The 26,358-nt window shown below is 60.0% G+C and carries 17 protein-coding genes and 5 pseudogenes; 17 read left to right on the top strand and 5 right to left on the bottom strand.

Annotated elements, in window-relative coordinates:
• Both nadA and EOA36_RS03150 read right to left on the bottom strand, forming a co-directional pair.
• A partial coding sequence (gene nadA / locus EOA36_RS03155) for a quinolinate synthase NadA (RefSeq protein WP_127275585.1) occupies nt 1-851 on the bottom strand: 851 nt, incomplete at its 3' end.
• A gap of 62 nt (nt 852-913) precedes the next feature.
• A pseudogene (locus EOA36_RS03150) lies at nt 914-1,874 on the bottom strand (hypothetical protein).
• Nucleotides 1,875-2,048: 174 nt separating this feature from the next.
• Here EOA36_RS03150 and EOA36_RS37985 point away from each other — a divergent pair.
• Nucleotides 2,049-2,201 (top strand): annotated as a pseudogene (locus EOA36_RS37985) (3-methyl-2-oxobutanoate hydroxymethyltransferase); the annotation flags it as partial.
• A gap of 196 nt (nt 2,202-2,397) precedes the next feature.
• Here EOA36_RS37985 and EOA36_RS03140 read toward each other — a convergent pair.
• Nucleotides 2,398-4,053, bottom strand: coding sequence for an MFS transporter (locus EOA36_RS03140; RefSeq protein ID WP_126101863.1), 1,656 nt, complete (start codon nt 4,051-4,053; stop codon nt 2,398-2,400).
• Between the two features lie 671 nt (nt 4,054-4,724).
• Here EOA36_RS03140 and EOA36_RS03135 point away from each other — a divergent pair.
• The 6 genes from EOA36_RS03135 (at nt 4,725) to EOA36_RS03110 (ending at nt 12,293) form a co-directional block, all read left to right on the top strand.
• Nucleotides 4,725-5,915 carry an ABC transporter ATP-binding protein gene (locus EOA36_RS03135; protein ID WP_126101862.1) on the top strand — a complete coding sequence of 397 codons (1,191 nt, stop codon included), beginning with the start codon at nt 4,725-4,727 and terminating at the stop codon, nt 5,913-5,915.
• Nucleotides 5,916-5,927: 12 nt separating this feature from the next.
• Nucleotides 5,928-7,013 carry an ABC transporter substrate-binding protein gene (locus EOA36_RS03130; RefSeq protein WP_127230879.1) on the top strand — a complete coding sequence of 362 codons (1,086 nt, stop codon included), beginning with the start codon at nt 5,928-5,930 and terminating at the stop codon, nt 7,011-7,013.
• A gap of 80 nt (nt 7,014-7,093) precedes the next feature.
• Complete coding sequence (locus EOA36_RS03125) at nt 7,094-8,845, top strand: ABC transporter permease subunit (RefSeq protein WP_167498767.1); 1,752 nt, start codon at nt 7,094-7,096, stop codon at nt 8,843-8,845.
• Nucleotides 8,832-10,004, top strand: coding sequence for a Xaa-Pro peptidase family protein (locus EOA36_RS03120; RefSeq protein ID WP_126097340.1), 1,173 nt, complete (start codon nt 8,832-8,834; stop codon nt 10,002-10,004). The genes EOA36_RS03125 and EOA36_RS03120 overlap by 14 nt, the downstream gene beginning before the upstream one ends.
• Nucleotides 10,005-10,030: 26 nt before the next feature.
• Nucleotides 10,031-10,756 carry a gamma-glutamyl-gamma-aminobutyrate hydrolase family protein gene (locus EOA36_RS03115; protein ID WP_167498780.1) on the top strand — a complete coding sequence of 242 codons (726 nt, stop codon included), beginning with the start codon at nt 10,031-10,033 and terminating at the stop codon, nt 10,754-10,756.
• Between the two features lie 157 nt (nt 10,757-10,913).
• Nucleotides 10,914-12,293: an MmgE/PrpD family protein gene (locus tag EOA36_RS03110; RefSeq protein WP_127275584.1), complete on the top strand. Its 1,380-nt coding sequence runs from the start codon at nt 10,914-10,916 to the stop codon at nt 12,291-12,293.
• 320 nt (nt 12,294-12,613) lie between these two features.
• Here EOA36_RS03110 and EOA36_RS03105 read toward each other — a convergent pair whose 3' ends face one another.
• Nucleotides 12,614-13,627: a GlxA family transcriptional regulator gene (locus tag EOA36_RS03105; RefSeq protein ID WP_210212399.1), complete on the bottom strand. Its 1,014-nt coding sequence runs from the start codon at nt 13,625-13,627 to the stop codon at nt 12,614-12,616.
• Between the two features lie 125 nt (nt 13,628-13,752).
• Between EOA36_RS03105 and EOA36_RS03100 the strand changes: the two genes are divergently transcribed.
• From EOA36_RS03100 to purU, 6 genes are all read left to right on the top strand, one after another.
• Nucleotides 13,753-15,003: a sarcosine oxidase subunit beta family protein gene (locus EOA36_RS03100; protein ID WP_126101856.1), complete on the top strand. Its 1,251-nt coding sequence runs from the start codon at nt 13,753-13,755 to the stop codon at nt 15,001-15,003.
• Between the two features lie 9 nt (nt 15,004-15,012).
• Nucleotides 15,013-15,303, top strand: a complete 291-nt coding sequence (locus EOA36_RS03095) for a sarcosine oxidase subunit delta (protein ID WP_126101855.1) — start codon at nt 15,013-15,015, stop codon at nt 15,301-15,303.
• Nucleotides 15,300-18,233: a sarcosine oxidase subunit alpha family protein gene (locus tag EOA36_RS03090; RefSeq protein ID WP_127275583.1), complete on the top strand. Its 2,934-nt coding sequence runs from the start codon at nt 15,300-15,302 to the stop codon at nt 18,231-18,233. Before EOA36_RS03095 ends, EOA36_RS03090 begins: the two co-directional genes overlap by 4 nt.
• Nucleotides 18,199-18,786: a sarcosine oxidase subunit gamma gene (locus EOA36_RS03085; RefSeq protein ID WP_245460085.1), complete on the top strand. Its 588-nt coding sequence runs from the start codon at nt 18,199-18,201 to the stop codon at nt 18,784-18,786. Before EOA36_RS03090 ends, EOA36_RS03085 begins: the two co-directional genes overlap by 35 nt.
• Before the next feature lies 1 nt (nt 18,787).
• Nucleotides 18,788-19,678: a bifunctional methylenetetrahydrofolate dehydrogenase/methenyltetrahydrofolate cyclohydrolase FolD gene (gene folD / locus EOA36_RS03080; protein WP_126101853.1), complete on the top strand. Its 891-nt coding sequence runs from the start codon at nt 18,788-18,790 to the stop codon at nt 19,676-19,678.
• A 71-nt stretch (nt 19,679-19,749) separates the two neighbouring features.
• Nucleotides 19,750-20,634 (top strand): formyltetrahydrofolate deformylase, encoded by an 885-nt coding sequence (gene purU / locus EOA36_RS03075; RefSeq protein WP_126101852.1) that lies wholly within the window; start codon nt 19,750-19,752, stop codon nt 20,632-20,634.
• Between the two features lie 278 nt (nt 20,635-20,912).
• Here the strand turns inward: purU and EOA36_RS03070 are convergent.
• A pseudogene (locus EOA36_RS03070) lies at nt 20,913-21,689 on the bottom strand (IS110 family transposase); the annotation flags it as partial.
• 839 nt (nt 21,690-22,528) lie between these two features.
• Here EOA36_RS03070 and EOA36_RS03060 point away from each other — a divergent pair.
• The 4 genes and pseudogenes from EOA36_RS03060 to EOA36_RS37980 all read left to right on the top strand — a co-directional run.
• Nucleotides 22,529-23,686: a Xaa-Pro peptidase family protein gene (locus EOA36_RS03060; protein ID WP_127275582.1), complete on the top strand. Its 1,158-nt coding sequence runs from the start codon at nt 22,529-22,531 to the stop codon at nt 23,684-23,686.
• A 162-nt stretch (nt 23,687-23,848) separates the two neighbouring features.
• Nucleotides 23,849-24,958: a succinylglutamate desuccinylase/aspartoacylase family protein gene (locus tag EOA36_RS03055; protein WP_245460084.1), complete on the top strand. Its 1,110-nt coding sequence runs from the start codon at nt 23,849-23,851 to the stop codon at nt 24,956-24,958.
• Nucleotides 24,959-25,532: 574 nt separating this feature from the next.
• Nucleotides 25,533-25,817: pseudogene (locus EOA36_RS03045) on the top strand (transposase); the annotation flags it as partial.
• 219 nt (nt 25,818-26,036) lie between these two features.
• Nucleotides 26,037-26,358, top strand: a pseudogene (locus tag EOA36_RS37980) (IS21 family transposase); the annotation flags it as partial.

The raw sequence follows: 26,358 nt of genomic DNA, 5'->3' as shown, positions 1-26,358 counted from the left end.
TGGGGGCACAAATTGCAGGGCCGGATGAACTCGAGTTCCGGATGCTGGAGCGCGACATTGTCGCTCATCGAGCATTCCGTCAGCAGCACGACGCGCGGCGGCTTTTGCCTTTCGACATAGTCGGACATGGCAGCGGTCGACCCGGAAAAATCGGCTACGGCCACCACGTCAGGCGGGCATTCGGGATGCGCGAGCACCGTTACGCCCGGATGAGTTTCACGCAACTCGCGGATGTCGGCAGGCGTGAAGCGCTCATGCACTTCGCAATGCCCTTTCCAGGCGATGATCTGCACGTCGGTCTGGGCGGCGATGTTCTGGGCCAGATACTCGTCCGGCAGCATGATCACCCGGGGAACGCCCAGCGACTCCACAACGGCCTTCGCATTGCCCGAGGTACAGCAGATATCGGACTCGGCCTTCACTGCGGCCGACGTGTTGACGTAGGTAACGACCGGCACGCCGGGATAGCGTTGCCGCAGCAGCCGGATGTCCTCGGCGGCAATCGAGTCCGCCAGCGAGCAGCCGGCCGCAAGATCGGGAATCAGCACCGTCTTTTGCGGATTGAGCAGCTTTGCCGTCTCGGCCATGAAATGCACGCCGGCCAGCACAATGACATCCGCTTCAACCGTCATTGCCTTGCGGGCGAGCGCCAGGCTGTCGCCGACGATGTCGGCGACACAGTGGAAGATCTCCGGTGTCTGATAATTGTGCGCCAGGACGACCGCATTGCGCTCGCGCTTCAGCGCGAGGATGGCGTCTATGTCGTCGCTGAACGCCGGCCATTCGATCGGGGGGATTACGCGCCGAACGCGGTCGTACAGGGACGCGCCCGAAGGTAGCATCGCGCTCATCGAGCTCTCCGGTTATACCTACCTGAATATAAGGCGCATATATTCGTAGTGAGTATAAGCGGTCAACCCCGCGCGAGCGGCAATTTTGCCCCGGCGAGCTCCCCCTCTTCGAGCACGGCGTGGCGGAAGCGATAAAGCTTCGCCGGCCGGCCCCCTGTCTCCGCGCTAGTTTCGCCAGTTTCTTCGACCAGTTCGTGCTGCTCGATGAGGCGACGAAAGTTCGGCTTGTGGACGAGCCTGCCGGCAAGCGCCTCCACGGTGCGCTGCAGCTGATGAAGCGTAAAAGCCGGCGGCATCAGTTCGAAGACGACCGGCCGGTACTTGATCTTGGAGCGCAGCCGCGCAATGCCCGTTGCGAGGATGCGACGATGATCGGAAACCATGGGCTTGCCGCGAACCGGCAGGGGGAGGACCGAACCGCGCACCGCCTCTTCCACAAGGGCTGCTTCATAAAGCAGCTCGTAGCGCTTGAGTGCGAGATCCTCGTTCCACGGGCGTTCGTCGAAGCCGAAGGCGATTGCCGCGCCTTCCGCGCTCGAGGCGCGTCGCGTTGTCGTCCGCGCTCTCCGCCCACTCGCTCAGGCGAGGCCGCAGGACGTCCGACACCATCGGTGGAGTTCCGGCACGGTGATCCTCCCATGGAAAATAGTCGTACCAGCTTCGCCAGCCGGACCTGGACGGAGCGGTCGCATGTTCCTTACGGGTGAGTGCGAGATAGCTGATGGAGATGACTCGCCGCTCAAGCTCGGTGCCGGCTCGGTCCCGATCGGCAAAGGTGTAGAGCTGCTCGATATATCCCAGTGGGTGGCCGGTCTGTTCCTCGACCCACGTTCTCAAACCGGACTGCAGCGATCGGTGCTCGAGCGCAAGCGGGCCGGAGGGCAAAGTGTCAGTCTGTCCGATGGTGAGGACACACGGTTCATTCTCGTTCACCGCGACGACGACCGCGGTCAGGTCGACCTTAGCCGTGTCGGCCTTGGCTCTGCGCCCGCCTTTTGTAGTCCCTTTTGCGCGATCGCTCATGATCTCTGATGTGCTTGGGTAAGCCAAGAAGTAGCTGAACCGATTGAATTTTGTTCTCACCAATAACCGTCAGCGCGTCAACTCACGTGCGTGGCAAATTAGTTCTTCGCACCTGCACAAAAATATGCCACACGCGACACCGCACGATTGTTGACGCAAGGGAAGGAGCCCTCTTTGAGTGTGGTTGCTGATACAAGGGCGGTAACGCCGCCGGATATTCGTGCGCGAAAGGGTGGGACGCCGATCGTCTGCCTTACCGCCTACACGACCCCGGTTGCCCGACTGGTCGATCCCCGTTGTTGCGATGTGGTGCTGGGCGCGGCTGTATTCGCTCCCGCGCAGCCGAACTGAAGTGGATCGCTGCTTCTCGGCTCTCGCCGTTCCATCCTCGAAAACTCTTGGCTCGTTGCCACTGGGCTGGTGAGGGAAGAAGTCGTTGCTGTGGGCCAGCGTAGTCCAGTTATGCTCCTCCTGCCAGCGCTAACACGGCGAGGGGTCGCGGACCCGCACTGTTCTAAAGGGGTCAATGATGGGGAACATAAGACGTCGAGTGCTCGGCTTTGCGAGCGGGGCCCGTCGGTCGCTCGATCAAAAGCGTCAATTGAGGTGGAAGCTCTCCCTCGTGCAGGAGGAGGACCCTTTCGTCTAGGTGCCTATCCTCTGTCGTGAGGCGATGGTTGAGGCGAAGGTAGTCGGTCCAGGTCGGCGTGCGGAATGTCTCTGTCCACTGCATAGGCTTCTGAAGGTTGCGCTGGAGAGTCCAGTGTCGAGCACCGACGCGGCTGTGTACATGCCGCCGCTCGCGCATGAGGTCCAGGAAAGCATCGACGTTTTCGGCGGGTATCAGATATTCGACTTTGACGACGATGGGACCGCTTCTTGGCTTGAGATTGAGGGCGACTGCCGGGGTGTCGAATTGCTCTAGAGGATCGGGCTCGGAGTCGTGGCGCTCGCGAAGAGGAAACAGGACGCCGGCCGCAGCGACGAGCAACAGAGCACCAGCAGAACCCTCCAGCGCCCAGGCCAGGGAATGGTTCTGGGCCACCGTGCCCCACACCCAACTGCCAGCCGCGATGCCGCCGTCTATCAACGCATAATAGATCGAGATGGTGCGCCCCACGACCCAGCGCGGGCTTGCCAGCTGCACGCTCACGCCAACCCCGGACCAGGCCGTGACCCAACCCGCGCCGCCCAAAGCGAGCGCGATTGCCGCCACTGCAATCGAGGAGGTCAATGCAAGGGAGAGGGAGCACGCCGCGCAGGCGATGCAGGCGAGCGTCATCAGCCGTTCTTGAGACAAACGCCTTCTGAATACGCCGTTGGAGACGCCGGCGAAGACAGCGCCTGTCCCGAAGCCGGCCATGAGGGCGCCATAGGCCAGCGGTCCTCCTCCCAGCTGATCCCGGACGACCAGGGGCAGCAGCGCGAGTATGCCGATGCCCGCCAAGCCAAAGAGGGTTCCGCGAGCGATCGCCGTCTTGATTTCCGAAGACATCGCCGTGAAGCGCAGCCCGTCATAGATCGCCGTGCTCATCGGCTCACGCGGCAGAGGCGAAGAACGAACCTTCCATTTGCAGCGCCATATGGTCCCCAGAGGTACCAGATATGTGAGTGTGGTCACGGCGAGAGCCGTCACAAGCCCGAACGAGGCAACCAGGATGCCGCCGAGCGCCGGGCCCACGGTCCGGACAGTGTTGAAGCCGACGGAGAGGAGGGTGACGGCAGCGGGAACATCGCGTCGGTCTACCATATCGCCAACCGAGGCTTGCCATGCGGGATCGTTGATGGCACCGCCACATGCGATCAAGAAGCTGAAGCCGAGGATCATCCAAGGGTCTACAAAGCCCAGCGCTACAGAGGTGGCCAGCATCGCAGATGCTATGACCATAATGCACCGGCCGGCGAACATGACCTTGCGGCGGTTGAAATTGTCGGCGATGGCCCCGACGAAGACAGAAAGAATGAAGGCGGGCAGCGTCGATGACGCCGGTACCAGCGCGACCATAAGATCGGAAGTCGAGATCGTCGCCATCAGCCAGCTGATGGCAACAGTCTGCATCAACCAGCCCAGGCTGGAAACCTGCGTGGCGAGCCAGATCGAACGAAAGGTCGGATTCCTGAGCGGCGCAAAAGCCGTTCGCGAACCTGGGTCCTCGTCTGCGCCCTCCGCCCCGTTCATTCGGCAGCGTTCGCCTCCGTCTAATGGTTCGCACAGGCTCGCTTGCGCGGAGGTCGAAGCATGCATCCTCGCGCAAGTGCAGACGGTTTCATGCAGTTAAGTGTACTTGCCGGACCAGAGTTCGAAACGCCGCAGGTACGCAGCTTGCTGCAGGCTAGCAACTTCATTCAATCAAGGATCAATCATGTAGCAGCTTGCGTCAAATGCAGTTTCCATATTGTCGCCATCTAGCACCGAGATGACTGCAGGCTTCCTGCCGTAAGGCGGCCGCGCGCGGACCTGCACGGTGTCCATCCCTTCTTGCGCCAGGAGTAGAAGGTTACGTCGTGACTCCCCACCTGCGGCACAGATTCGGTGCCGACGGTATGCAAGGAGGCGGACCCAACAAGCAGGAGAGACCCTGACAGTTGCCTGACATCGCTTGCATGCTGTCCTAGCCGCCGCGCGATCTCATTCACTCCGACGGCCTTTCACTCGCGCCAACGACCATCAGCAGATTTAAGGCGCGTTGCACTTTGTTAACCCACGGGCTCGGTCACGGCCGCTCGGGGGATATTTGACAGACTTCATGGATGACTCCTCCGCTCCACTTGACAAGTGTTCACACCCCTGTCAGCTTCTAAACGTAATTGCAACACCATTGCATTATTTGCAACACGGACGAGGTTTAGATGTCCCGAGGTGAACCGCTGCGGCTAGAGCGACTTTGTAAGCAATACGGCACCGTCCGAGCCGTTAGTGATATTTCGGTCCAGATCGAGGCTGGCGAGTTTGTCTCGTTTCTTGGCCCAAGCGGATCCGGGAAAACGACAACGTTGATGATGGTTGCGGGTTTTGAAACGCCAAGCGCCGGCCAAATTTTTGTCGGTGCTCGACCAATAACGAGGCTACCAGTCCACAGGCGCAACATCGGAGTTGTATTCCAGAACTACGCGCTATTTCCTCATCTCTCCGTTTTCGAGAACGTGGCGTTTGCGTTGAAGATGCGCGGAATATCCGGCTACGACATTCGAGCCGGTGTCGCCGCGGCACTCGATCTTGTTCAGCTCGGTGAATATGGGGGCCGCATGCCTCACGAGCTGTCCGGCGGTCAACAGCAGCGGGTTGCACTGGCGCGTGCGCTTGTGTTCCGCCCAGGTGTAATTCTAATGGATGAACCGCTTGGTGCGCTTGATAAGCAACTTCGAGAGCACATGCAGCTCGAACTGAAGCGCCTACAAAAATCTCTTGGAACAACAATGGTGTTCGTCACCCACGACCAGAGTGAAGCGCTCACCATGTCCGACCGAATCGTGGTGATGAATGAGGGCAAGGTCGAACAGATTGGTACGCCGGAAGAGATATATGAGACGCCGGAAACCCGCTTTGTTGCGAGCTTCATTGGCGAATCGAACTTCCTCGACGCTCGTCTTGTTGGAAAGACAGATCACGGTCCCCTCCTCGATGTCGCTGGCCTGCAGGTTCGAGCGACATGGCAGGGAGCCGAGGACCAGGTGATGGGACCCGTGAGCCTCATGGTCCGACCCGAGAAGATCGTCCCTCTCGCAGCAGGCGCGTGCGCTGACAACGAATTCGAGGGTGTGATCCAAGAGTCTATTTACCGCGGAAACATCGTCAAGTGCCAAGTACGCCTACGTGCGGCCCTTTCCGTAGTTCTCACTGTAGCCGTAGCTTATCGCGCCTCCTCTCCACGGTTCAAAGTCGGTGAGAAAGTGCGAATTGGCTGGGACGCGCGGGATGGACGCCTTCTTTCTGTGAAGGCGAACGGCCCGAGACAAGGTGTACCCGACCATCTCGAAGCTGAGGCGGCTTCGTTGCACGTGACCTCGGCCGCAGATCGCATTCCGATATGGTCTTCATAAGGGAGAGAGCTCATGAGGCGCTACATTAACTCCAGTCGGCCGACGCGACGTCAGGCCCTAATAGGACTCAGCGGAGCGGCGCTGGTGCTTGGCGCCCCAAGCATTTTGCGAGCGCAAGAGTCGACCCTGGTGGTCGTTTCCGGTGGCGGATCGTATGAGGAGGCGTTCCGCAAAGCCGTAGTTGATCCCTTCCAGAGTGAGACAGGCATCAAGGTGACTTATGTGTCTCCGGCTGACGCGGCGAAGCTTAAGGCGCAAGTCGATAGCAGCAATGTGCAATGGGATGTGGTGGAGATATCCGGCCCTGCGTTTAGATCAGATGCAGACAAGTATGTCGAAGAAATCGATTATGGGGCATTCGATAAGGAAACGTTGGATAACCTTGTTCCTGAGGCAAAGACAAAATATGCCGTGGGCTCGTACGTGTTCAGCACCGTGATGGCATTCTCCACGGCCGATTACCCGGCCGACAAGCCGCGCCCCCGCTCATGGACTGAGTTCTGGGACGTCAGCGCGTTTCCGGGGCCTCGCTCCCTCAGAGAACGGACGGTCGAATTTGCGTTGCTGGCAGCCGGAGTTCCGAAGGACAAGCTGTACCCAATCGACTTCGACCAGGCATTCGCGTCTCTCGATCGCATCAAACCGCACATAACGAAATTCTGGAGCGTGGGCGCCGAACCAGGTCAGCTCCTATCGGATCGTCAGGTTGCGATGTCCTCGGCATGGAATGGCCGAATGCAAATCCTTAAGGAGCAGGGCGCTGGCGTTGATTACCTGTGGAACGAAGGGATGCTTAGCCCGCTGCATTGGGTCGTTCCGAAGGGCACGAAAAACCGGGCTGCGGCCATGCGGTTTGTCGCCTACCAGGCTTCCGCGCAGGCGCAAGCTCGTCTCAACAATCTCATCTTTTATGGTCCGCTCAATCGGGCTGCCTTTAATTACATTGAGCCCAGTGTGGCCGCCAAACTGCCGACCGCGCCCGAGAACATTGACAAGCAATTCTTCTACGATCCGGCCTACTGGGAAGCCCAATCCTCCTCGGGCAAAACTAATACCGAAGTGCTCGTGGAGCGCTGGACCCAATGGGTGGCCAGCTAATGGCCACTTTATACCAGACCGTCAGAGCGGCCATCGCGTGGCCCCTACACAATCGCGAAGCCACGCTCTTGCTTGCTCCAATGGCACTTCTGCTCGGGATCTTCTTTTTCGTCCCGCTCGCTGGTCTCCTCTCTCTCAGTCTGTTCGATCCTGGACCGACGCTCGCACACTTCCAAGAGTTCTTGGGTGATCGAACGAACTGGATCATCCTCAGTCACACCTTCGAGCTGGCAATAACAGTTACGCTGCTTTGCCTTCTAATGGGGTATCCACTCGCCTTCTGGATCGTTGCGGCCCGCACCTGGGTCGCCAGAGCGCTATTGCTTGCAGTAGTGTTGCCGTTCTTTACGAGCTACCTCGTGCGTACCTATGCATGGATGGTGATCCTTGGGCGCTTTGGCGTTATTAACCAACTTCTAATGGACTTCGGCATCACCGAACGACCTATCGACCTGATCTACAATAAGTTCAGTGTGCTCATAGCGATGGTCTATATCCTCATGCCGTTTACGGTTTTGGTGCTCATCAGCGTAATGAGAGGGATTCCATCCAGTCTGACTCGCGCTGCCGCCTCCCTCGGAGCCTCTGCGCCCCAGAATTTTTGGCGCGTGTTCTTTCCTTTGAGCTTACCGGGCGTGATCGCGGCCGGGCTGCTGGTCTTTGTGTTCGCTCTGGGGTTCTACATCACTCCCGCGCTGCTCGGCGGCCCGAACACAATCCTATTGCCGATGCAAATCGACATTTATGCAAACGTGACGCTGAATTGGCCACTCGCAGCCGCTGCCGCTACCGTGCTGCTCTCGATCACGCTGGTGGTCTATACAATTTCCAATCATTTCGTCGGTATCGATAGCTTGCTCGGATCTCAGCACGGGGCTGCCCAATCGGCTGGCACACCCGTTCGTCGTTCAACCACCGCTTACGTCCAACTTGTTGACCTCGCTACGGCCCTGGTGCGGGCGGTCGCTCACAGCCTTCGGGTTCCGGCCGGATTCGCCATAGGTTGTGAGCGTGCGGCTCTTGGTGGCAAGCTGCTACGCGGCTTCAGTCTGCTCGTTGCTGTGTTTCTGGTCAGTCCCATCCTGATCATTGTTCCGATCTCATTCAGTTCCTCGCGCTTCCTCGATTTCCCGCCCCCCGGCCTGTCGCTGCAATGGTATGAGGCATATTTTACAAGCCGCGCGTGGGTCTCCGCCACGCTGCAAAGTTTGGGCATTGCAACAGCTACCGCATTTGCAAGCCTTGCCATCGGGTCAGCGGCTGCGATGGCGCTCGTGCGCGGCAGTCCGCGGATGCGCCGTGTCGGATACCAGCTCTTGCTTGCACCGATGATCGTGCCGGTAATCGTCAGTGCGGTTGCCCTCTACTTCCTCTTTGCACGGTTGCAGCTCGTCAACACGAATCTCGCTCTGGTGATCGCACATACGATCGGCGCCGTTCCCTTAGTCGTGCTGATTGTCGCCGCAAGCCTACAGGCCCTGAACGTCCGCCTAGAGCACGCCGCCGCGAGTTTGGGGGCCTCGCGGATCGTCACGATTTGGAAAATCGTACTCCCGCTCATGCGTCCTGCGTTAATCGTCGCCGGATTCTTTGCCTTCCTGCATTCCTTCGATGAGTTGGTGCTGTCACTCTTCGTGAGCGGGCCGGACACTACCACCTTACCGATAAAGATGTGGTCGGGAATTCGGGAAGAGATCACGCCTACAATCGCTGCCGTTTCAAGTCTGCTGATCGCGTTGACAGTCGTTATGTATGCCGGCGTAGAGGTGGTCCGCCAGACGGGTGAACGGCGAAACAAATACAATGAGCTAGTCAACGATGAAGGAGCTTAAGACGGTGAGTGAGCCTGCGAATAACGGCATGGATTTCCCGGCGGAGGAGTATCGGGAGCGCCTACGGCGTACGCAAGAAGAGATGGCTAAGTATGATCTTCCCGTCTTACTGCTGCACCAACCAGAAAACATCAATTATCTAAGTGGCCTCGATCAAATTGGCTATTTCTCCTATCACGCTTTAGCAGTACCCAGCCGCGGCGACCCGGTGCTGATCGTGCGCGACATGGAAGTCCCCACGGCGCACAGCACCTCATGGGTCAAAAACCATGTGGTCTATGCAGATGCCGCTGATCCGCTCCCCGTTTGGCTCGACACGGCGCGAAGAGCCCTTGAAGGTCTTGGGTTGGCAGGCGGGCGCATCGGTCTGGATGAGCACTCATGGTTCTTGACGGTGGAGCGCTGGAAGATGCTGCAGGCGCTGCTGCCGAAGGCAACTCTGGTTGGAGAGCCCCGTATTGTCGACCACCTGCGCCTGATCAAATCGCCGCGGGAACTAGAACATCTGCGCGGCGCTGCGCGGCTAGTTGAAGTGGGTCTGCGGGCCGGCATCGAGGCTATCGCGCCTGGAGTCGCGGAGCGAGAACTCGCCGAGGCTGTGTCTAGCGCATTGGTGAAGGCGGGGGCAGCGTCGCTCGGCGGTATCATCACCTCCGGCGATCGAACAAGTCTCATACATGGAGGACTTTCGGACCGGCGCCTGGAACGTGGCGATCCTGTCTACTTTGAGCAAAACGGGGTCCACAAGAATTACTGGGCACGCTTGATGCGCACCGCTGTTGTCGGTCCGGCGAGCGCTGCGCAACAGCGTATCGCCGACACGATCATCCGCATCCAAGACGAGGCGATCGCATTGATGCGGCCGGGCACACCGGCCAGCGTGGTCGACCGAGCTTGCCGCGAGCCGCTTCTGGCATCTGGACTGCGCGAAACCTATACGAATCGTGCCGGCTATTCGCTTGGTCTTAATCATCGCCCGTCGGCCGGCGAATTTATCCGCGAATTCGTGCCTGGCGTCGAATGGGTCTTAGAGCCGGGAATGGTGTTTCATATGCTGATGATGGCAGCGGGGATGGGCTTCAGCGAGACGGTGCTGGTGACGGAAAAAGGCCCGGAACGCCTGACCACCATGGAGCGCAAGCTCTTCTCGCGTATATAAGCACTCCATTCAAGATGGCAAAGCACATGCGACCAGTCATAGGGATCGTCAGCAATTTCGACGTGGAAAAGGATGGTTACTTCTGTCTCGTCCACTATGTAAGCGCAATCGAAAAAGCCGGTGCGCTTCCAATCATCTTGCCGTATGTCAAAGAAGATGACGTGAGCGCGTTATTAGACCTCGTTTCTGGGCTCGTTCTTACTGGAGGTGGCGATTTTCCAACCGAACTTTACGGCGCGCCTCCGCACCCCGCTGTTCAACGGATGATCCCCGAGCGCGACGACTTCGAATTCGCGCTCGCCCGTTCAGCGTTCGATCGGCCCATGCCCGTTCTCGGCATCTGCCGAGGGATGCAGATTTTGAATGTTGTAGGCGGGGGTACGATCTATCCTCATACCTTAGATGAACTACAAAACGTAATCGATCATCGCGATGGCACCCCGTTGGATAAGACGGTTCACGAGGTTCAGTTGGAACGCGACACGCAGCTGTGGCGGCTCTGTGGAGCGCAATCATCGTCTTTCCGAGTAAACAGCTATCACCACCAGGCCATTAAACAGTTGGCTCCTGAATTCGTCGTTTCGGCGCGAGCTGACGATGGTGTCGTCGAGGCGATCGAGGCACCCGGCCGGCCATTCATGGTCGGCGTACAGTGGCACCCTGAGTGGATGTACGACAGTGAGCCCGCCTGTCGCAATTTGATCGATAACTTCGCAAGAGCCTGCAGTTCGATTGCAAGAGAACCTGCATGACGTGCGCCACCAGCACGCGCGTGCTGCCTCAGACGCAAAAAATTCCTTGAGGCGTTAACCGGCTGCGGCGCTAATAGCCGTCCCCCTGCACAACGTCAGCCTCCATTTTGGCAGGCATTTTATCGCCAAAGAAGCGGATATATTGGAGTATACCTCAGTGCGAGCCATATCTGAACTCGCCGAATTCGTTAGCAGCTATCCAGCAAGTGCACTGCCTGCGGCGACACGGCGTACAATTTCGTTGCTCATTTTAGATCTTATCGGTGCCACGGCTGCGGGCCTGCGATCGCCGTTAGCTGATGCTGCCAGAAAATCAGCACTGGAAGCCTATGGCGAGGGCCTGATCAGCATTTGGTTGACCGAGGATCGTTCTAGTGTGGTCGGCGCCGCGATGGCGAACAGCGCTGCGGCAAGCGCGCTGGATATCGACGACGGTCATCGTGGCGCAGCAGGTCACGCGGGTGCCGGCGTTATTCCCGCCGCCTTGGCAGTGGCTCAGGCTGTTGACGCGTCGGTCTCCGAGACCATGGTTGCAATTGCGCTCGGATATGAAATCGCCCTCCGAATCGCGAGCTCTCGGCCGGTTGCGGCAATCGATACGTATGCAACTGGACGCTGGGTCGGCTACGGGGCTGCGGCTGCAGCTAGCCGTCTCTTGGGTTTGAGTGCCACGGAAACCGCTCATGCGTTAGGTATTGCCGGATCCGAAGGACCAATCGTCTTCCTGACCACAACCTCGAAATTCGAGGGTAGCACGATCAAGGAAGGGATTCCGCCCGCCGTGGTTGCAGGTATCACCGCCGCCTATCGCGCGCGGGCAGCCGCAACTGGACCTCTCAATCTTCTCGATGACGACGATCGTTTCACCCGCCATCTCCTGACCCAAAATCTTGGGTCTTCATGGGAAATTCAAAAATGCTATCTTAAGCCGTATGCATGCTGTCGCTATATCCACGCAGCTATCGATGCGATACTAGCCATGCGTCGCGATGGGCAAGAGATCCGCAAGCTGCGCATAGAAACTTTCCCACAAGCGCTGCGCCTAGCAAACGAGCGCGCCCCCAGCACCTTGGAGGGGGCTCAATACAGCTTCTATTTTAGTTGCGCACTGGCCGCTTTGTACGGGCGGGAAGCCCTACGGCCTGTTCAACCTGAACGTCTCACTGACGTACGCATCATTGAGTTGGCCGGGCGTATTGAGCTTGAAGCGTCCTCCGATTTCGCTTCGGCGTTTCCAGCCGAAACGCCAGCCCGCGTTGTCATGGATCAAGGGAAAGGGCCGGAAGAAATGATTGTACGACACCCACTTGGGGATGTCCTGCGCCCTTTATCGGCCGATCAGATTTGGGAGAAATTCAAGGGCCTCAGCAGAGAGAACGTTCACCCGCGGTGGCAGGACGAGATCCTCTCGGCAATAGGCAACCTCGAAGCAGCAGGCCTTGGGCCTCTTCTGGCTGCTCTCTCTCGACGTGGCAGGCGATATGCCGAAGATGACGCCGCGCGTGAACTGGCCCGATCTTCCGAAGCGTTGCAGTGATTCGTCGAGACGGACGGGCAGGCACATCTCGGGTAACGCTATGCTATTGGTATCCAAACGGCCAAGGCCGCTATGGTCTCGGAAGATTTTCCTGGGGCGGGTTGGGGGAGTGTCATGTAGCCCTGCTCTCGTCGACGATATGTCGAAGATTGTCGATGCCGTCTGGATGAAGACGAGGACAGCTTCGCTTTATTCGGCTGCCAGATTGCCGCGTAGGCGCTCAGACCATCCTCTTGCGAGAACATCTCGGCTCGAGGAATTGCGTAAAAAGTTTTCGTCTCGCCCACGAGAAGCTCGATGTTGTGGAGACCTTTCCTAGTCTACACTTGACCGCCCCCCAAAAGCGTCCTGCCGTGATAATTTTCGCTTTGGCCGCGCTGTTTGCGGTGGGTTGCGGGACCCACGCCAAAGTGGGCCTGAAAGGCCCGTGAGAAATGACTGCGGTTGGAAAAGCCGGTGGCCAGCGCGACTTCGACGAGCGGCAGGTTTGACTGTTGGAGAATCTCGTCGGCCTTCTCCAACCGTAAAGACCGATAGAACTGCATCACGCTCTGTCCTAACTGTTCCGTTGCCAACCGCTCTAATTGCCGCATCCCAATACCACTCAAGTGTACCAGATCGCCCAGCTTCAGCGGGTCCGCAATGTGGCTTGTCATCAATTCCACCATGGCGACCAGAGCGGGATGGCGCAGATCGTACCTGCGTATTGGGTCCAATTGCTGAGGGGCCTCGGCCTGCCGGACGCCGGTATGGATGAACCAATCGCTGACCGCACGGGCCAATTCCACACCGTGATCTGAAGCGATCAGCGCATGGGTCATGTCTAGGGGGGCCATGCCGCCCGCGCAGGTGAAGCGGTCACGATCGATGACGAACAGCCGCCGTTCGATGAGTGCGTCGGGATACGTCTCCCGCATTGCATCAATGTGCTGCCAGTGAATTGTAAACCGGCGTGACGACATCACACCCGCTGCCGCCAGGATTGCCGCTCCGCCTGAGATTCCGCCCAAAGGCACTCCCGACCGGGCGAGACGGCGCAGCCAAGCGAGGATCCTGTCGTCTCGATAGGTGAGGGGGTTGCCGCCGGCGACGACGAAGAGAATATCGAAATCAGTGCCTGCTTGTGAAACAGGTTCGGTCTCGAACGCACCCGAGACGGAACTGCGCATCCACCCGCCCTTGGCCGACATGAAGTTCAGATCGTAAAGAACCCGCCCGCTAAGCAGGTTGGCGGCGCGCAGCGGCTCGACCGCGGAGGCTGCGGACATCAGGGCATAGCCTTCGATCAGCAGGAAACCGTATCGCCGCGGGCTGCCGTGATTCCCGTCAATCATCCCGTTGAAAATCCTATCATCCACATCGTTCGCACATGTCCGGCAAAAGCACACATGAGTCAATTTTGAAAACACCTCGCTGCCCTTGCCGTGACATAGTCTCGGCAGTCCAAGGAGTCCTTGATATGAAGTTTTCCGGCTTCCGCGTCTTTGCTGAAGCGCTCAAGGGTCACACCGGGTGGCGGCCGCTCTGGCGCAATCCCGATCCAAAGCCTTCCTACGACTATTTGATTGTCGGCGGAGGCGGCCACGGCTTGGCCACAGCGTATTATCTGGCCAAGACCTTCGGACGATCGCGTATCGCCGTGCTGGAGAAAGGTTGGCTCGGATCCGGGAATGTCGGGCGGAACACGACGATCATCCGCTCGAACTACCTGCTTGCCGGCAATGAGCCCTTCTATGAGTTCTCGATGAAGCTCTGGGAAGGACTGGAGCAGGAGCTCAACTTCAACGCAATGGTTTCCCAGCGCGGCATCATCAACCTTTTTCATACGGATGCGCAGCGCGATGCCTTTCGCCGCCGCGGCAATGCCATGATGCTGGCGGGGGCGGGCGCACGGCTGCTGGGTCGGGAGGAACTGCGCGCCATGGTTCCGTTCCTGAATTACGACAACGCGCGCTTCCCGATCAAAGGCGGCCTGATGCAGGCGCGTGCCGGCACCGCGCGGCACGACGGCGTGGCCTGGGGCTATGCCCGCGGCGGCGACAGCCATGGCGTGGACCTGATCCAGAATTGCGAGGTGACCGGTTTCCGGCTCGATCGCGGCAAGGTGCGTGGCGTGGAGACATCGCGTGGCTATATCGCCGCCGACAAGGTCGGGGTGGCGGTGGCGGGCTCATCGAGCCGGGTCATGGCAATGGCTGGAATGCGGCTTCCGATCGAAAGCCATGTCTTGCAGGCTTTCGTCACGGAGGGGCTCAAACCCACCATTCCCGGTGTGATCACGTTCGGGGCAGGCCATTTCTACATCAGCCAGTCCGACAAGGGCGGGCTTGTCTTCGGCGGCGATATCGACGGCTACAATTCCTATGCCCAACGCGGCAACCTGCCGGTGGTGGAGGACGTCGCAGAAGGCGGCATGGCGCTGATGCCCATGATCGGGCGGGCGCGGCTCCTGCGCATGTGGGGGGGCGTGGTGGACATGTCGATGGACGGTTCGCCGATCATCGACCGCACGCATATTGATGGCCTCTATCTGAACGGCGGCTGGTGCTATGGCGGCTTCAAGGCGACGCCAGCCAGCGGCTATGCCTTCGCCCATCTTCTTGCCACCGGCGCACCCCACGAGACAGCGCGTGCGTACCGCATCGACCGTTTCGCACGCGGCCATGTGGTCGACGAGCGCGGCGCCGGTGCCCAGCCCAATCTCCACTAAGGCGGTCCAATGCTGATCCCACATCCACTTCTGGGCCTGCGGGATGCGCAGGAATTCACCTATCTGGGCGACGCGCGGCTCATCGACCGTCCAGATCCCTCCGCGCCCGATGCCGAGGCCGCCTTTTGCGATTACGTCTTCCTGCGCGACAACCCGGCCGGCGTGCATCGCGAATTTTGGTTCCACGAGCAGGGCGACCGGTCATGGCTGGTGGTGACGCGCGACACGGTCACGCATGAAGTCCTCGGTGCGGAACTGGCCCGCGATGCCGCCCTTTCGCGGACGAGGTGCAGCAAATGACACGACTGTCCGGAGGGCTGATCGACCGCTCGCAGACCTTGAACTTCAGTTTCGACGGCAAGCGCTACCAGGGCAATCCCGGCGACACGCTCGCCTCGGCGCTGCTGGCCAATGGCGTTCGTCTGATGGGACGCAGCTTCAAGTACCACCGCCCGCGCGGGCTGCTGTCCGTCGGCTCGGAGGAACCGAACGCCTTGGTAGAACTGCGCTCGGGCGCGCGGCGGGAGCCCAACACGCGCGCGACGACGGTGGAACTGTTCGACGGACTGGAGGCTCGAAGCCAGAACCGCTGGCCCTCACTCGGCTTCGACGCGTTGGCGGTGAACGACCTGCTGTCGCCTTTCTTCACAGCCGGCTTCTACTACAAGACCTTCATGTGGCCGAAAGCCTTCTGGGAAAAGCTCTACGAACCGGCGATCCGCAGGGCGGCGGGCCTCGGGCGCCTTTCAATGCAGGCCGATCCCGATGTCTATGACAAGGGCTTCCTGCATTGCGATCTCTTGGTCATCGGCGGGGGGGTGGCCGGGCTTGCCGCGGCGCTGACGGCGGCGCGCTCCGGCGCACGTGTGATTTTGGCCGACGAGGATTTCCGCCTGGGCGGGCGGCTTCTGTCCGAGACGAGAACGTTGGACGGAGCGCAAGCCAGCGACTGGATCTCAGCGTTGGAGGCTGAATTCGAGAGCCTGCCGAACATTCGCGTGATGCGTCGCACCACGGTTTTCGGGGTCTATGACCACGGCATCTATGGCGCGGTGGAAGGCGTGTCCGATCATCTCCCAGAGGCGAACGGGCGTGTGCGCCAGACACTCTGGCGTATCACGGCGAAACGCGCGGTCCTGGCGGCGGGCGCGACAGAGCGCCCGATCGCTTTTGCCGACAATGACCGTCCGGGAATCATGCTGGCCGGCGCGATGCGGGCTTACGCCAATCGCTGGGCGGCATGTCCGTCCGAGACCATCGCTGTCTTCACCAATAACGATGACGGTCATCGCACCGCGCGCGATCTGGCCGCCAAGGATGTCAAGATCGCCGCCGTCATCGACGTGCGCCCCGACGCGAAGGCTCGCGGTGACTACCGGCTGATCACGGGGGGCATGGTGGCTGGCTCACGCGGCCGGCTTTGCCTGAAATCGATCGAGGTTCAGGCAAACGGCAGGTCCGAATGGATCGAGTGCGGCGCGCTCGGGGTCTCTGGCGGCTGGAACCCGAATGTGCATCTCTTTTCGCATCATCGCGGTCGGCCTGTTTGGAATGAACCGCTGCAGGCATTCCTGCCCGGGGAGAATGGGCCTCTTGGATTAATTCCGGCAGGTGCGGCGGCGGGCCATTTTTCCACCGGCGACGCCTTGCGTTCCGGCGCGCGAGCCGCACAGCGTGCGATGGGCGAACTTGGAATCGCGGCATCGTTGCCCGATTTGCCGCGCGCTGAGGAGGCAGACTACACGGTTGCGCCCGTCTTCCACGTACCTGGCAAGAAGCGCGCCTGGGTCGATTTCCAGAATGACGTGACGGTGAAGGATATCAAGCTTGCCCATGCCGAGAACATGCGGCCGGTAGAGCATTTGAAACGCTACACGACCCTCGGCATGGCGACGGACCAGGGCAAAACCTCAAATGTGACCGGTCTTGCCGTGATGGCGGAGCTGACCGGGAGGTCGATCCCGGAAACTGGAACAACGATTTTCCGCCCACCTTACACTCCAGTGACGCTCTCGGTCCTGGGCGGCGGCGATACAGGGCGGCATTTCCGACCGCGCCGCCTCACACCCACCCATCACTGGGCCGAGGCGCAGGGTGCGGTGTTCGTCGAGGTCGGCCAGTGGATGCGCGCGCAATATTTCCCGCGTGCGGGCGAAACGCACTGGCGCCAGAGCGTGGACCGCGAGGCCAGGGCCGTGCGCGGCGCAGTGGGCCTGTGCGATGTGACGACGCTCGGCAAGATCGATGTCCAGGGCGCGGACGCGGGCGAGTTTCTCAACCGTCTCTACTGCAACATGATGGCCACGCTGAAAGTCGGCCGGGTCCGCTACGGGCTTATGCTGCGCGAAGACGGATTTGCCTATGACGACGGCACCTGCGCGCGGCTGGCCGAGGATCATTGTGTGGTCACCACGACGACCGCAAACGCCGGTCTGGTCTATCGCAACATGGAATTCGCGCGGCAATGCCTGTGGCCGGAACTCGACGTCCAGCTCATCTCCACGACCAATGCCTGGGCGCAGATTGCCGTCGCCGGGCCGAAGTCGCGCGCTCTGCTCGCCCGCATCGTTGACGGGTTCGACCTGTCGAACGAGGCTTTCCCCTTTATGGCCTGCGCGGAGCTCACCGTCTGCGATGGCCTGCGCGCGCGGCTCTTCCGCATCTCCTTCTCGGGCGAACTTGCCTACGAAATTGCGGTTCCCGCACGCTACGGCCACGCATTGATCGAGCGGCTGATGGAACTGGGAGCCGATCTCGGAGCGACGCCCTACGGCACCGAGGCATTGGGGGTCCTGCGGATCGAGAAGGGACACGCCGCCGGCCCTGAGTTGAACGGACAGGCGACGGCCCTCATGGTCGGGCTTGGCAGTATGGTATCGCAGAAGAAGGATTCCGTCGGCGCCGTGATGTCGCGGCGTGAGGGCCTTGCCGGCGACAGGCGACGCCTGGTCGGGCTGCGGCCCGTCGATCCTGCCGGGAAGGTGGTCAGCGGCTCACATCTTTTTGCGGAAGGTGCACCGTGGAAATTCGATACCGATCAGGGTTGGATCACCTCGGCTTGCTACAGTCCACATGTCGGCTCAATGATCGGGCTCGGTTTCCTCGAGAATGGCGATGAACGGCTGGGCGAGGTGATCGTGGCCGCGAACCCGCTCGAAGGCGAAAGCGCGCGCCTGCGCGTCGTGCCGGCGCATTTTGTCGATCCTGAAGGAGCACGTCTTCGTGAGTGACCTGAGACCCATCACCGCGCTCGGTGCCGCACTACCACGCCTCGCATCGTTCGGGGCGTTGGAGATCCGTGAGAACGGGGGTCTGGCGCTTGCCTCCATGGCGCTGCGCCGCGGAACCGTTGAGCCCACGCCGTTCGGCCTCGCTCTTCCCGGACCAGGCCGCTGGATTGCAGGGCAGGGGGTTGCCGCGCTGTGGACCGGGCTGGATCAGTGGATGATCGAGGCGGAAGGCCGCGCCGAGCTGGATTTTGCCGCCGAGCTCAAGCAACTCGCCCCTGGCTGCTCGGTGACCGAGCAGACCGATGGCTGGGTCGCGTTCGAGATCGTTTCGCGAGCCGGCACAGGGCCTATCGATGCACTGCTGTCGAAGCTCGTTAACGTCGATCTCGCGGATTTTGGCCCGGGCCGCGCGACGCGCACCGGGCTTGAGCATATGAGCTGTTTCGTCATCCGCCGCAGCGAGGCTCATATCGCCGTGCTGGGCGCGCGCTCGTCGGCCGGATCGCTCTGGCACGCACTGGAAACGGCGGCGAAGCGGCTAGAGGAAAGGTAACATGACCGCTCAGATCATCGACGGCAAAGAGTCCGCCGCGCAGCTACGGTCGAGCGTTGCTGGGCATGTGGCCTGGCTCAAGGAGGAACACGGCATTACGCCGGGCCTGGCAGTGGTTCTGGTAGGCGGCGATCCGGCGTCGGAAGTCTATGTGCGCAACAAAGGACGGCAGACTATCGAAGCTGGCATGAGCAGCCTTGAACACAAGCTGCCCACTGAAACATCTCAGGCCGATCTGCTTGCTCTAATCGAGCAGCTGAATTCCGATCCGGATATTCATGGTGTCCTTGTCCAGCTCCCTCTACCCAGTCATCTGAACGCCGATCTGGTGATCAATGCGATCGATCCAGCAAAAGATGTCGACGGGTTTCACATTTCGAATGTCGGGCTTCTGGGCACGGGACAAAATGCGATGGTGCCATGTACCCCATTGGGTTGCCTGATGTTGCTGCGAAGCCATCTCGGCGATCTCTCTGGGCTTGAAGCCGTGGTCGTGGGGCGCTCGAACATCGTCGGAAAACCGATGGCGCAACTCCTGCTCAATGACAGCTGCACCGTAACCATTGCTCATTCGCGTACACGCGATCTGGCATCATTCTGCCGTCGAGCCGACATTCTTGTCGCTGCCGTCGGCCGCCCCGAGATGATCCCCGGCGACTGGATCAAGCCGGGCGCTACAGTGATCGATGTGAGCATCAATCGGATCGCGCGGGATGGCAAGCAACAACTGGTGGGCGACGTGGATTTTGGAAGCGCGGCGGAGGTAGCGGGAGCGATAACGCCGGTGCCGGGGGGTGTCGGTCCCATGACCATCGCCTGTCTTCTCGCCAACACGGTTACCGCCTGCTGCCGTGCTCATAGGCTGTCCGAGCCTGAGGGGCTCACCTTATGAGCCCCTTGCAATCCGGCACTCTACCTGACACGCCCGAATGGATCTCTTCCGCACACACGAGCAAGCTCGCCATGGACAAATACTACCTGACCGTCACCTGCAAGTCCAAGCGCGGGATCGTCGCGGCCATCGCAGGATACCTCGCCGATAGCGGCTGCAACATCACCGACAGCTCGCAGTTCGACGATACGCAGACCGGCAACTTCTTCATGCGCGTGAGCTTTATCTCTGAAGATGGCGCTGGCCTCGACGCGCTGCGCAACGGCTTTGCTGACACCGCCGAGACGTTCGGAATGGACTTCGCCTTCCATGACGAGAGCCAGAAGATGAGGGTGATCATCATGGTCTCGCGCTTCGGCCATTGTCTCAATGACCTTCTGTATCGCTGGCGCATCGGAGCGCTGCCAGTCGACATAGTGGCGGTGATCTCGAACCATCTGGACTACCAAAAGCTGGTCGTGAACCATGACATTCCGTTCCACTACGTCAAAGTTACGAAGCAGAATAAGAGGGAAGCCGAAGCGCAGCAGATGCGCATCGTCGAGGAGACCGGCGCGGAGCTGGTGGTGCTCGCCCGGTACATGCAGGTGCTGTCGAATGAGATGTCCGAGAAGATGTCCGGCCGCATCATCAACATCCATCACTCCTTCCTGCCGTCATTCAAAGGAGCGAACCCCTACAAGCAGGCTTTTGAGCGTGGGGTAAAACTGATCGGCGCGACCTCGCATTATGTCACCGCCGATCTCGACGAAGGGCCGATCATCGAGCAGGACACGGTGCGCGTCACCCACGCCCAGAGCCCATCCGACTATATATCGCTCGGGCGCGACGTCGAAAGCCAGGTTCTCGCACGCGCGATCCATGCTCATCTCCACCGCCGCGTCTTCCTCAACGGGAACAAGACCGTGGTCTTCCCCGCTTCGCCAGGCTCCCATGCTTCGGAACGTCTGGGATGAGTGTACGAATGCAACGAGGTGACCCGCATTGCTTTTTCTCGACCCGCGACGGTGTCACGAGATCGGATCGCAAATCGCCCACCTGCAACTTCGGTGACGTTGGCGCCCTATTCTCGACCCTAGGAAGAAAACGCCATGACTTCTCACTCCACCAGTATGCGGCAATTCCTCGTCTGGAAACCCGAGGAACAGACGCCTCTGACCGCGCTGTCGCCTCAGGCCCCGCTCGACCGGCCAGTCGAGCGCTTGACCTGTCGTCGGTTCTCGAAGTATCGCTAACAGCCTTCGGACCACAGGAAGGCGGCGAACTCCGGCCCGATGCATTTTAGATTGATCAGCATCGCCGGTGCCGGGGAGACGACATGCGCGGCAGCGAGCACAGCATCGCGAGCAGCCTCAACCGCCTTGATCTGTTCCAGCAGCAATTCGAGCGGATCAAGTTCCCGGCTGATCTGCATCTTCAGATATGCAGGCATCGCTCAGCCGTCGCCGGTCTTAAGCGCCTCCAGTCGCTTGCGCCGGTCGCGATGCATTGGTTCTTGGGCGGATACGCCGTGGGCGAACAGCCGGCCATTGATGCGGTTGACGTGGCGCACGCGCTCGTCCGTCAACGCCTTGCGCTCACGCGTGATGCGGCAACGGTCCTCCTTTTGGGGCGTCGCTACCCGAAGCATCGCACACACCCGTGGCTCGACTAGCTTGTAGGCCAGCAACGCCCGGATCAGCGCCTCACCGTCGATCTTGTCGGTCTTTGCGCGACGGCGCCGGCGCGAAATCGCAATCGACGCCGCATCGACGACGTGACTTTCGATGGATCCAGAAACCATCGAGCCCGGCCTCATGGATCACGATCGGAGAACACTGCCCGGTCGCGCCTCTGCCTTCTTTTTAAGCTCGACAAAGCGCGCCAGCAGTCCGGCGATGTTGCCGGCCGCCACCGAATGCTTCGACATCTTCTCGCCGCCAACTGGCGACAGCGAGGTGATCACCATGTCGAGCGGCTGGCGCTTGAAACCCGGAACAAGCGCGGCAATCACCCACTTCGCCTTGCTCATCTCGATGACGGCGACGATCGTGTTATCCTGTTCGAGAGCGGTAAGGGACCGGCTTGAGTCAAAAGACTACGACATGGGGCGGCTCCTTCTGATGGTGGATTCAACAGCGCCGAAGGATGCCACACCTCGCCGCTCGCCCTATAGCATCTAAGCAGGACCACCCATTGTTGGCGGGATGAACAGTCGTGGCCATGCCGCTTGCATTTGACATAAGAGTTCGAAATGGGACGAAGATTGCGCCAAGATCGATACGGATAGCCGTCGGCCCTTCGGATTGGTGAGCTGCAACGGGCATGCTTGCCTCCAGGGTAAGGTGTTGGTTCCGCGACCTCACTTTGCCACAGCGCAGGTCGCTGTCCACCCTCCTCATAGGATCTGATGCTCACCCTGCGCGATGCGGTGCCCAGCTAGCCACACTGCGGCTCACGCTCCTCAAGCTCGACGGCCGCGTGGTCGAGATGAAAACCCAAATTCGCCTGCATTGCCGACATCCTGCCCGGACCAGCGTATCCTGCGCACCGTCCTCAGTCGCATCCCGCAACTCGCGACATAAACAATGGGGCGCAGACGTCCCGAAACAAACCCGCTGACCCAAACCACTCGCCTTCCATCACGACGGATCACCGCCGGCGCCTATTACGCTTGGGAAGACGCACGGTAAAGGCAACCAGATCGCCGCTTCAGGCCGCCGAAAGCTCATCTCCGTGCATCAAGCAGGTTAGGACTTCACCCCATAGGGGCATCTCGCCGCTAGATGGCAAAAATATAAAAATTGCATTTGACGCAAACCACCCGGCAGTTGACCATCTAAGCACAACGACGGGAGCGGAGGAGAGGTAATGGCGAACACTCAGTCGAGCTTGGCGCCCGGGCTTCCTTTTAGCGAGGCGGAGTATAACCGTCGCTGGCAAGCTGTTCTTGACCGATTCCAGGAGTTTGGAGTCGACGCAGTCATATCGACTTTCTCGCGCAACCACCAGTACCTGACTGGACATGCTGCCTCCGGCTCGTACGCGAGGCCCTATTACCTGATCATCGCGCCACACGTGCCGCGAACGAATATCGTCCGCTTGTTCGACGAATGGAATGTCCGGGCCGAGAGCATTCCTCTCAAGATCCACACGTATCACCAGCTTACCGAAGCGGGCAAGGTCTGCGCTGAAGTGATGCGATCGCTTGGGCTGGATCGGGGGCGCGTCGGAATGGAGCTCGACCTTTTTGGAATGACGGCCCGCGACGCCATGGAGCTACAAGAGCTACTTCCGAACATCGAGGTTGTGGACGTCTCCCGTCTGATTCTCACTGTGGCGGACATCAAGTCGGCAGAGGAGATCGCCGTCATGCGAAAGGCGATGAAGGGGACGGAGGCCGGCGTTGCCGCCTTTGTTGACGTCCTCAGGGAGGGCGTGTCCGAGCTCGAGGCCGCCGCTATCGTCCAGGCGGCCGTAGAGTCCACGGGGGTAGACGCGACTTTGTTCGGGATTTTATTCGGAAATCACACAGCCGTAGGGCACGCGAAGTCCGGCAACAACCGCCTCAAACAGGGCGACGTCGCCTACATCGAGGTCGGCGGAAGGGTTCATGATTACGCCGCCGGGCTAGTGCGCTCCGCAATCTACGGCAGACATGCCGAGGCCACGGCTCTGTATGAACTCTCGAACGCAGCGTTGGAGGCGGCGATCGCAGCTGCGATGCCCGGGGCATTGACCGGAGACGTCGATGCTGCCGCACGAGGGGTCGTAGAGCGGGCTGGCCGTCCGCAGACATTCCGCCAGCGCGTTGGCTATTCATGCGGTCTCGGTTGGTCGACGCGGGGCTACACCAGCTTAGAGCCGGGCGGCCAGAATGTGCTGCGGCCCAACATGGCGCTGCACATGCCGCTGTTCCTGACCGACGAGGAGGGCCGTTTCGCGATCGGTTGCAGCGAGACGATCCTGGTGACCGATGGAGGGGCGGAGGTCCTGAGCAACGGCGATCGCGACCTTCGATTCCTCTGATCTAGCTATTTCAACACAATTCCAGATAAGACGATGTCATGGTGGTCGGCTTGTAAGGAAATCGTACGAGACGGATTTTGAAACCTGTTTTTGACCTAACTGAAAGTAAAAATTTTCGAGGAATAATCTGCATACATTTCAATACTGGGAGCACTGGCTGCAGTGCCTGATGGGGTCATTGGCGGAGAAATAATTGTCGCCTTCGTCAATCCGCCGGCCAAGCTGCACACTGTGGCAACGATTAATCCACCACGTTTTATAGATAATGGAACCTTGTCAATGAGCCAAAAACCGCACCTTACGTTTGACCTCGACGAGCCTGGCGTGAACAAGGGTTATCTTGTAGTCCCAACGGGCACGGACAGGGAAGCTCTTCCGCTTCCAGTTCTAAGCCTTAATAAAGGGGAGGGGCCGCGCCTCCTTATTACCGCCGGTATCCATGGCGATGAATTCGAAGGACCAATTGTCGCGCTTCGGCTCATTGACTGGCTAATTGAAGCGCAAACGTGCGGGAGAGTTCTCATTGCGCCGATGCTCAATCCGACAGCTTTGGAAGCGTGGAGTCGCAGGTCGCCAGTAGATAGGTTGGACCTGAATCGTGTGTTTCCCGGCCGGCCGAACGGGTCAATATCCGAACGCACTGCGAGTGCAGTGTCGGAGTTGCTGTTACCAACGGTTGACATGGTTTTTGATCTGCACAGCTTCGGACCCAAGTTTGATTGTCCCCCCGCAGCCACAACGCACCCTATTGGCGACGCCGATCTCATGCGAAAGACGCTTAACATGGCAGCGGCCTTCAAGTTTCCAGTGACACTGGCCTGGGATGGACCAACGCAAGGAATGTTCGATACCTTGGTTCAAAGCCAAGGCAAGGTATTCGTTTGTGCTGAGCTCGGCAGTGGAACCGTGAGCGCCGACGCTCTTGCGGTCGCCGAAGCTGGGGTACGCAACGCAATTATCGAGCTTGGGCTCGTAGAAGGAAAGACAGAGTATCCGACGCCCCGTCAAATGAAGACTAACCTGACACTCGAGTCGCTCACGTCGGACCAACTGACATCGCCGGCACGAGGCATCTTCGAACCTCGTTGTTCGGTGTTGGACGAGCTGAGTGAAGGAGATCTTGTAGGACTCCTGCATCCGTTGGATCCGTGGTCATCAAAGGCCATTGAAATTCGAGCGCCTACCACATCGATCGTCTGTTCATTAAGGACCGGAATGCAGGTCGACGTCAACGATGGCTTAGTGTACCTCGCGCGGCCGCTCAATCTCTGAATCTAAGGGGCATCGATATTTCGCCTCAACAACGACATACCGAGTGTGCGTACTTGTCAAGTAGCGCCCACGCGGCCGCCGGACACCCGACCACATTATGCTGCCCATGATGATCCTGCCTCTGGTCAGCGTCATCTCTGATGGCGGCCGCCCGCAGCATGGGCGACGCCTTTTTGCCGCCTTCTCGCGTTTTCTTCCCGCTCAGCCTGCCGGGCGTGCGCGGCGGTTCCCTGTGGTGTTTGTGATCTGCCTCGGCTTTTACATCACGCCGGCCCCTCGGCGGGTTGGGAGACGCCATGCTGTCGACCTTCATGGCGTCGCAGTCCAGACCTCCTGTAAGTTTGCGCGCGTCGCCCTCGGCCGTCACCGCTTCTGGCGGTCGCCGTTGTCGTGCTTTCCATTCTCGGGGCTAGACCTTTCCGGTAGGCAGGGCCGCACGGCGCAACCAGCGCGGAAGTTGGCTGACCCGGCTGCCTTGGTAGTGTGCTGAGAGTTCTGCAAATTCGCTGAGAGAGGGCGGTCATGGCAGGCTGATGATTGTTCACGTCACCGATTCCCGCGAAGGAACGCCGCCATGACCAAGACTGAAGATAAATCCGCCGGCCGTCAAAGACATTCTGCTTTCGAACCCGGATACGGATGGATTGCACGAGGTGATCCGCGCTGTGATGCAGGAGGTGCTCGAGGCCGAGATGGACGAGGCGCTGGGTGCTGCGAAGAACCAGCGCACGCCGGAGCGTCTCGGCTATCGCTCTGGCTATTAGTCTAGGGCCGCACCCTTGTCACGCGGGTCGGCAAGCTTGAGCTGCGGGTTCCGCAGGATCGGGCGGGCCGCTTCTCCACCGAATTGTTTGAGCGCTAGTATCGAAAAACTAGGTTCGGGTCTGCGGATATCCGTCGACGTTCCCGCTGGGGCGCGGCAATCAAGTGAGAGCGCAGCGTCAATCAAGATGAGAATGCCGCCGGCGGCGTTCCCTTTCGGAGCGTTGTCTGGCGATCGCGGCCGACCGGGTACGCCAGTGGTTTGTCGGATTGGAGGAATCACTTAGTGCCCGGCCGCCACGTAACCGATCACCAGATGAGGCTTCATGAAGTTCCGGCAGACCCATACGACGGCCGTCGCGGCGGCGAAGGCGTCGATCGGCACGGCACGGCCTATCGCATCGAGAAGGATTCGAGGCTGCCCTCGCAGAGGAAGGTTCCGCGACAACGCCGCCGCCCGATCCGCTCGCCCGACAATTTTGACGCCGAGATCGTGCCGCTGCTGTGGGCTGCGCCGGGAATCCGGCCGGTCGCAATCTTCGAGGAGACGCTGCGGCGTCATCCCGAGCTGGGCAACGCCATTCGCCAGCGTCGCGTCCGATCCCGGCGCGCTGTCCGATGGCGAGGAACAGGAAGTC

Source organism: Mesorhizobium sp. M8A.F.Ca.ET.021.01.1.1, from assembly GCF_003998025.1.
In the GTDB taxonomy this organism is placed as follows: Bacteria; Pseudomonadota; Alphaproteobacteria; order Rhizobiales; family Rhizobiaceae; genus Mesorhizobium.
Note: the sequence above shows the minus strand (reverse complement) of the source record. Positions and strands in the feature narration are given on the sequence as shown.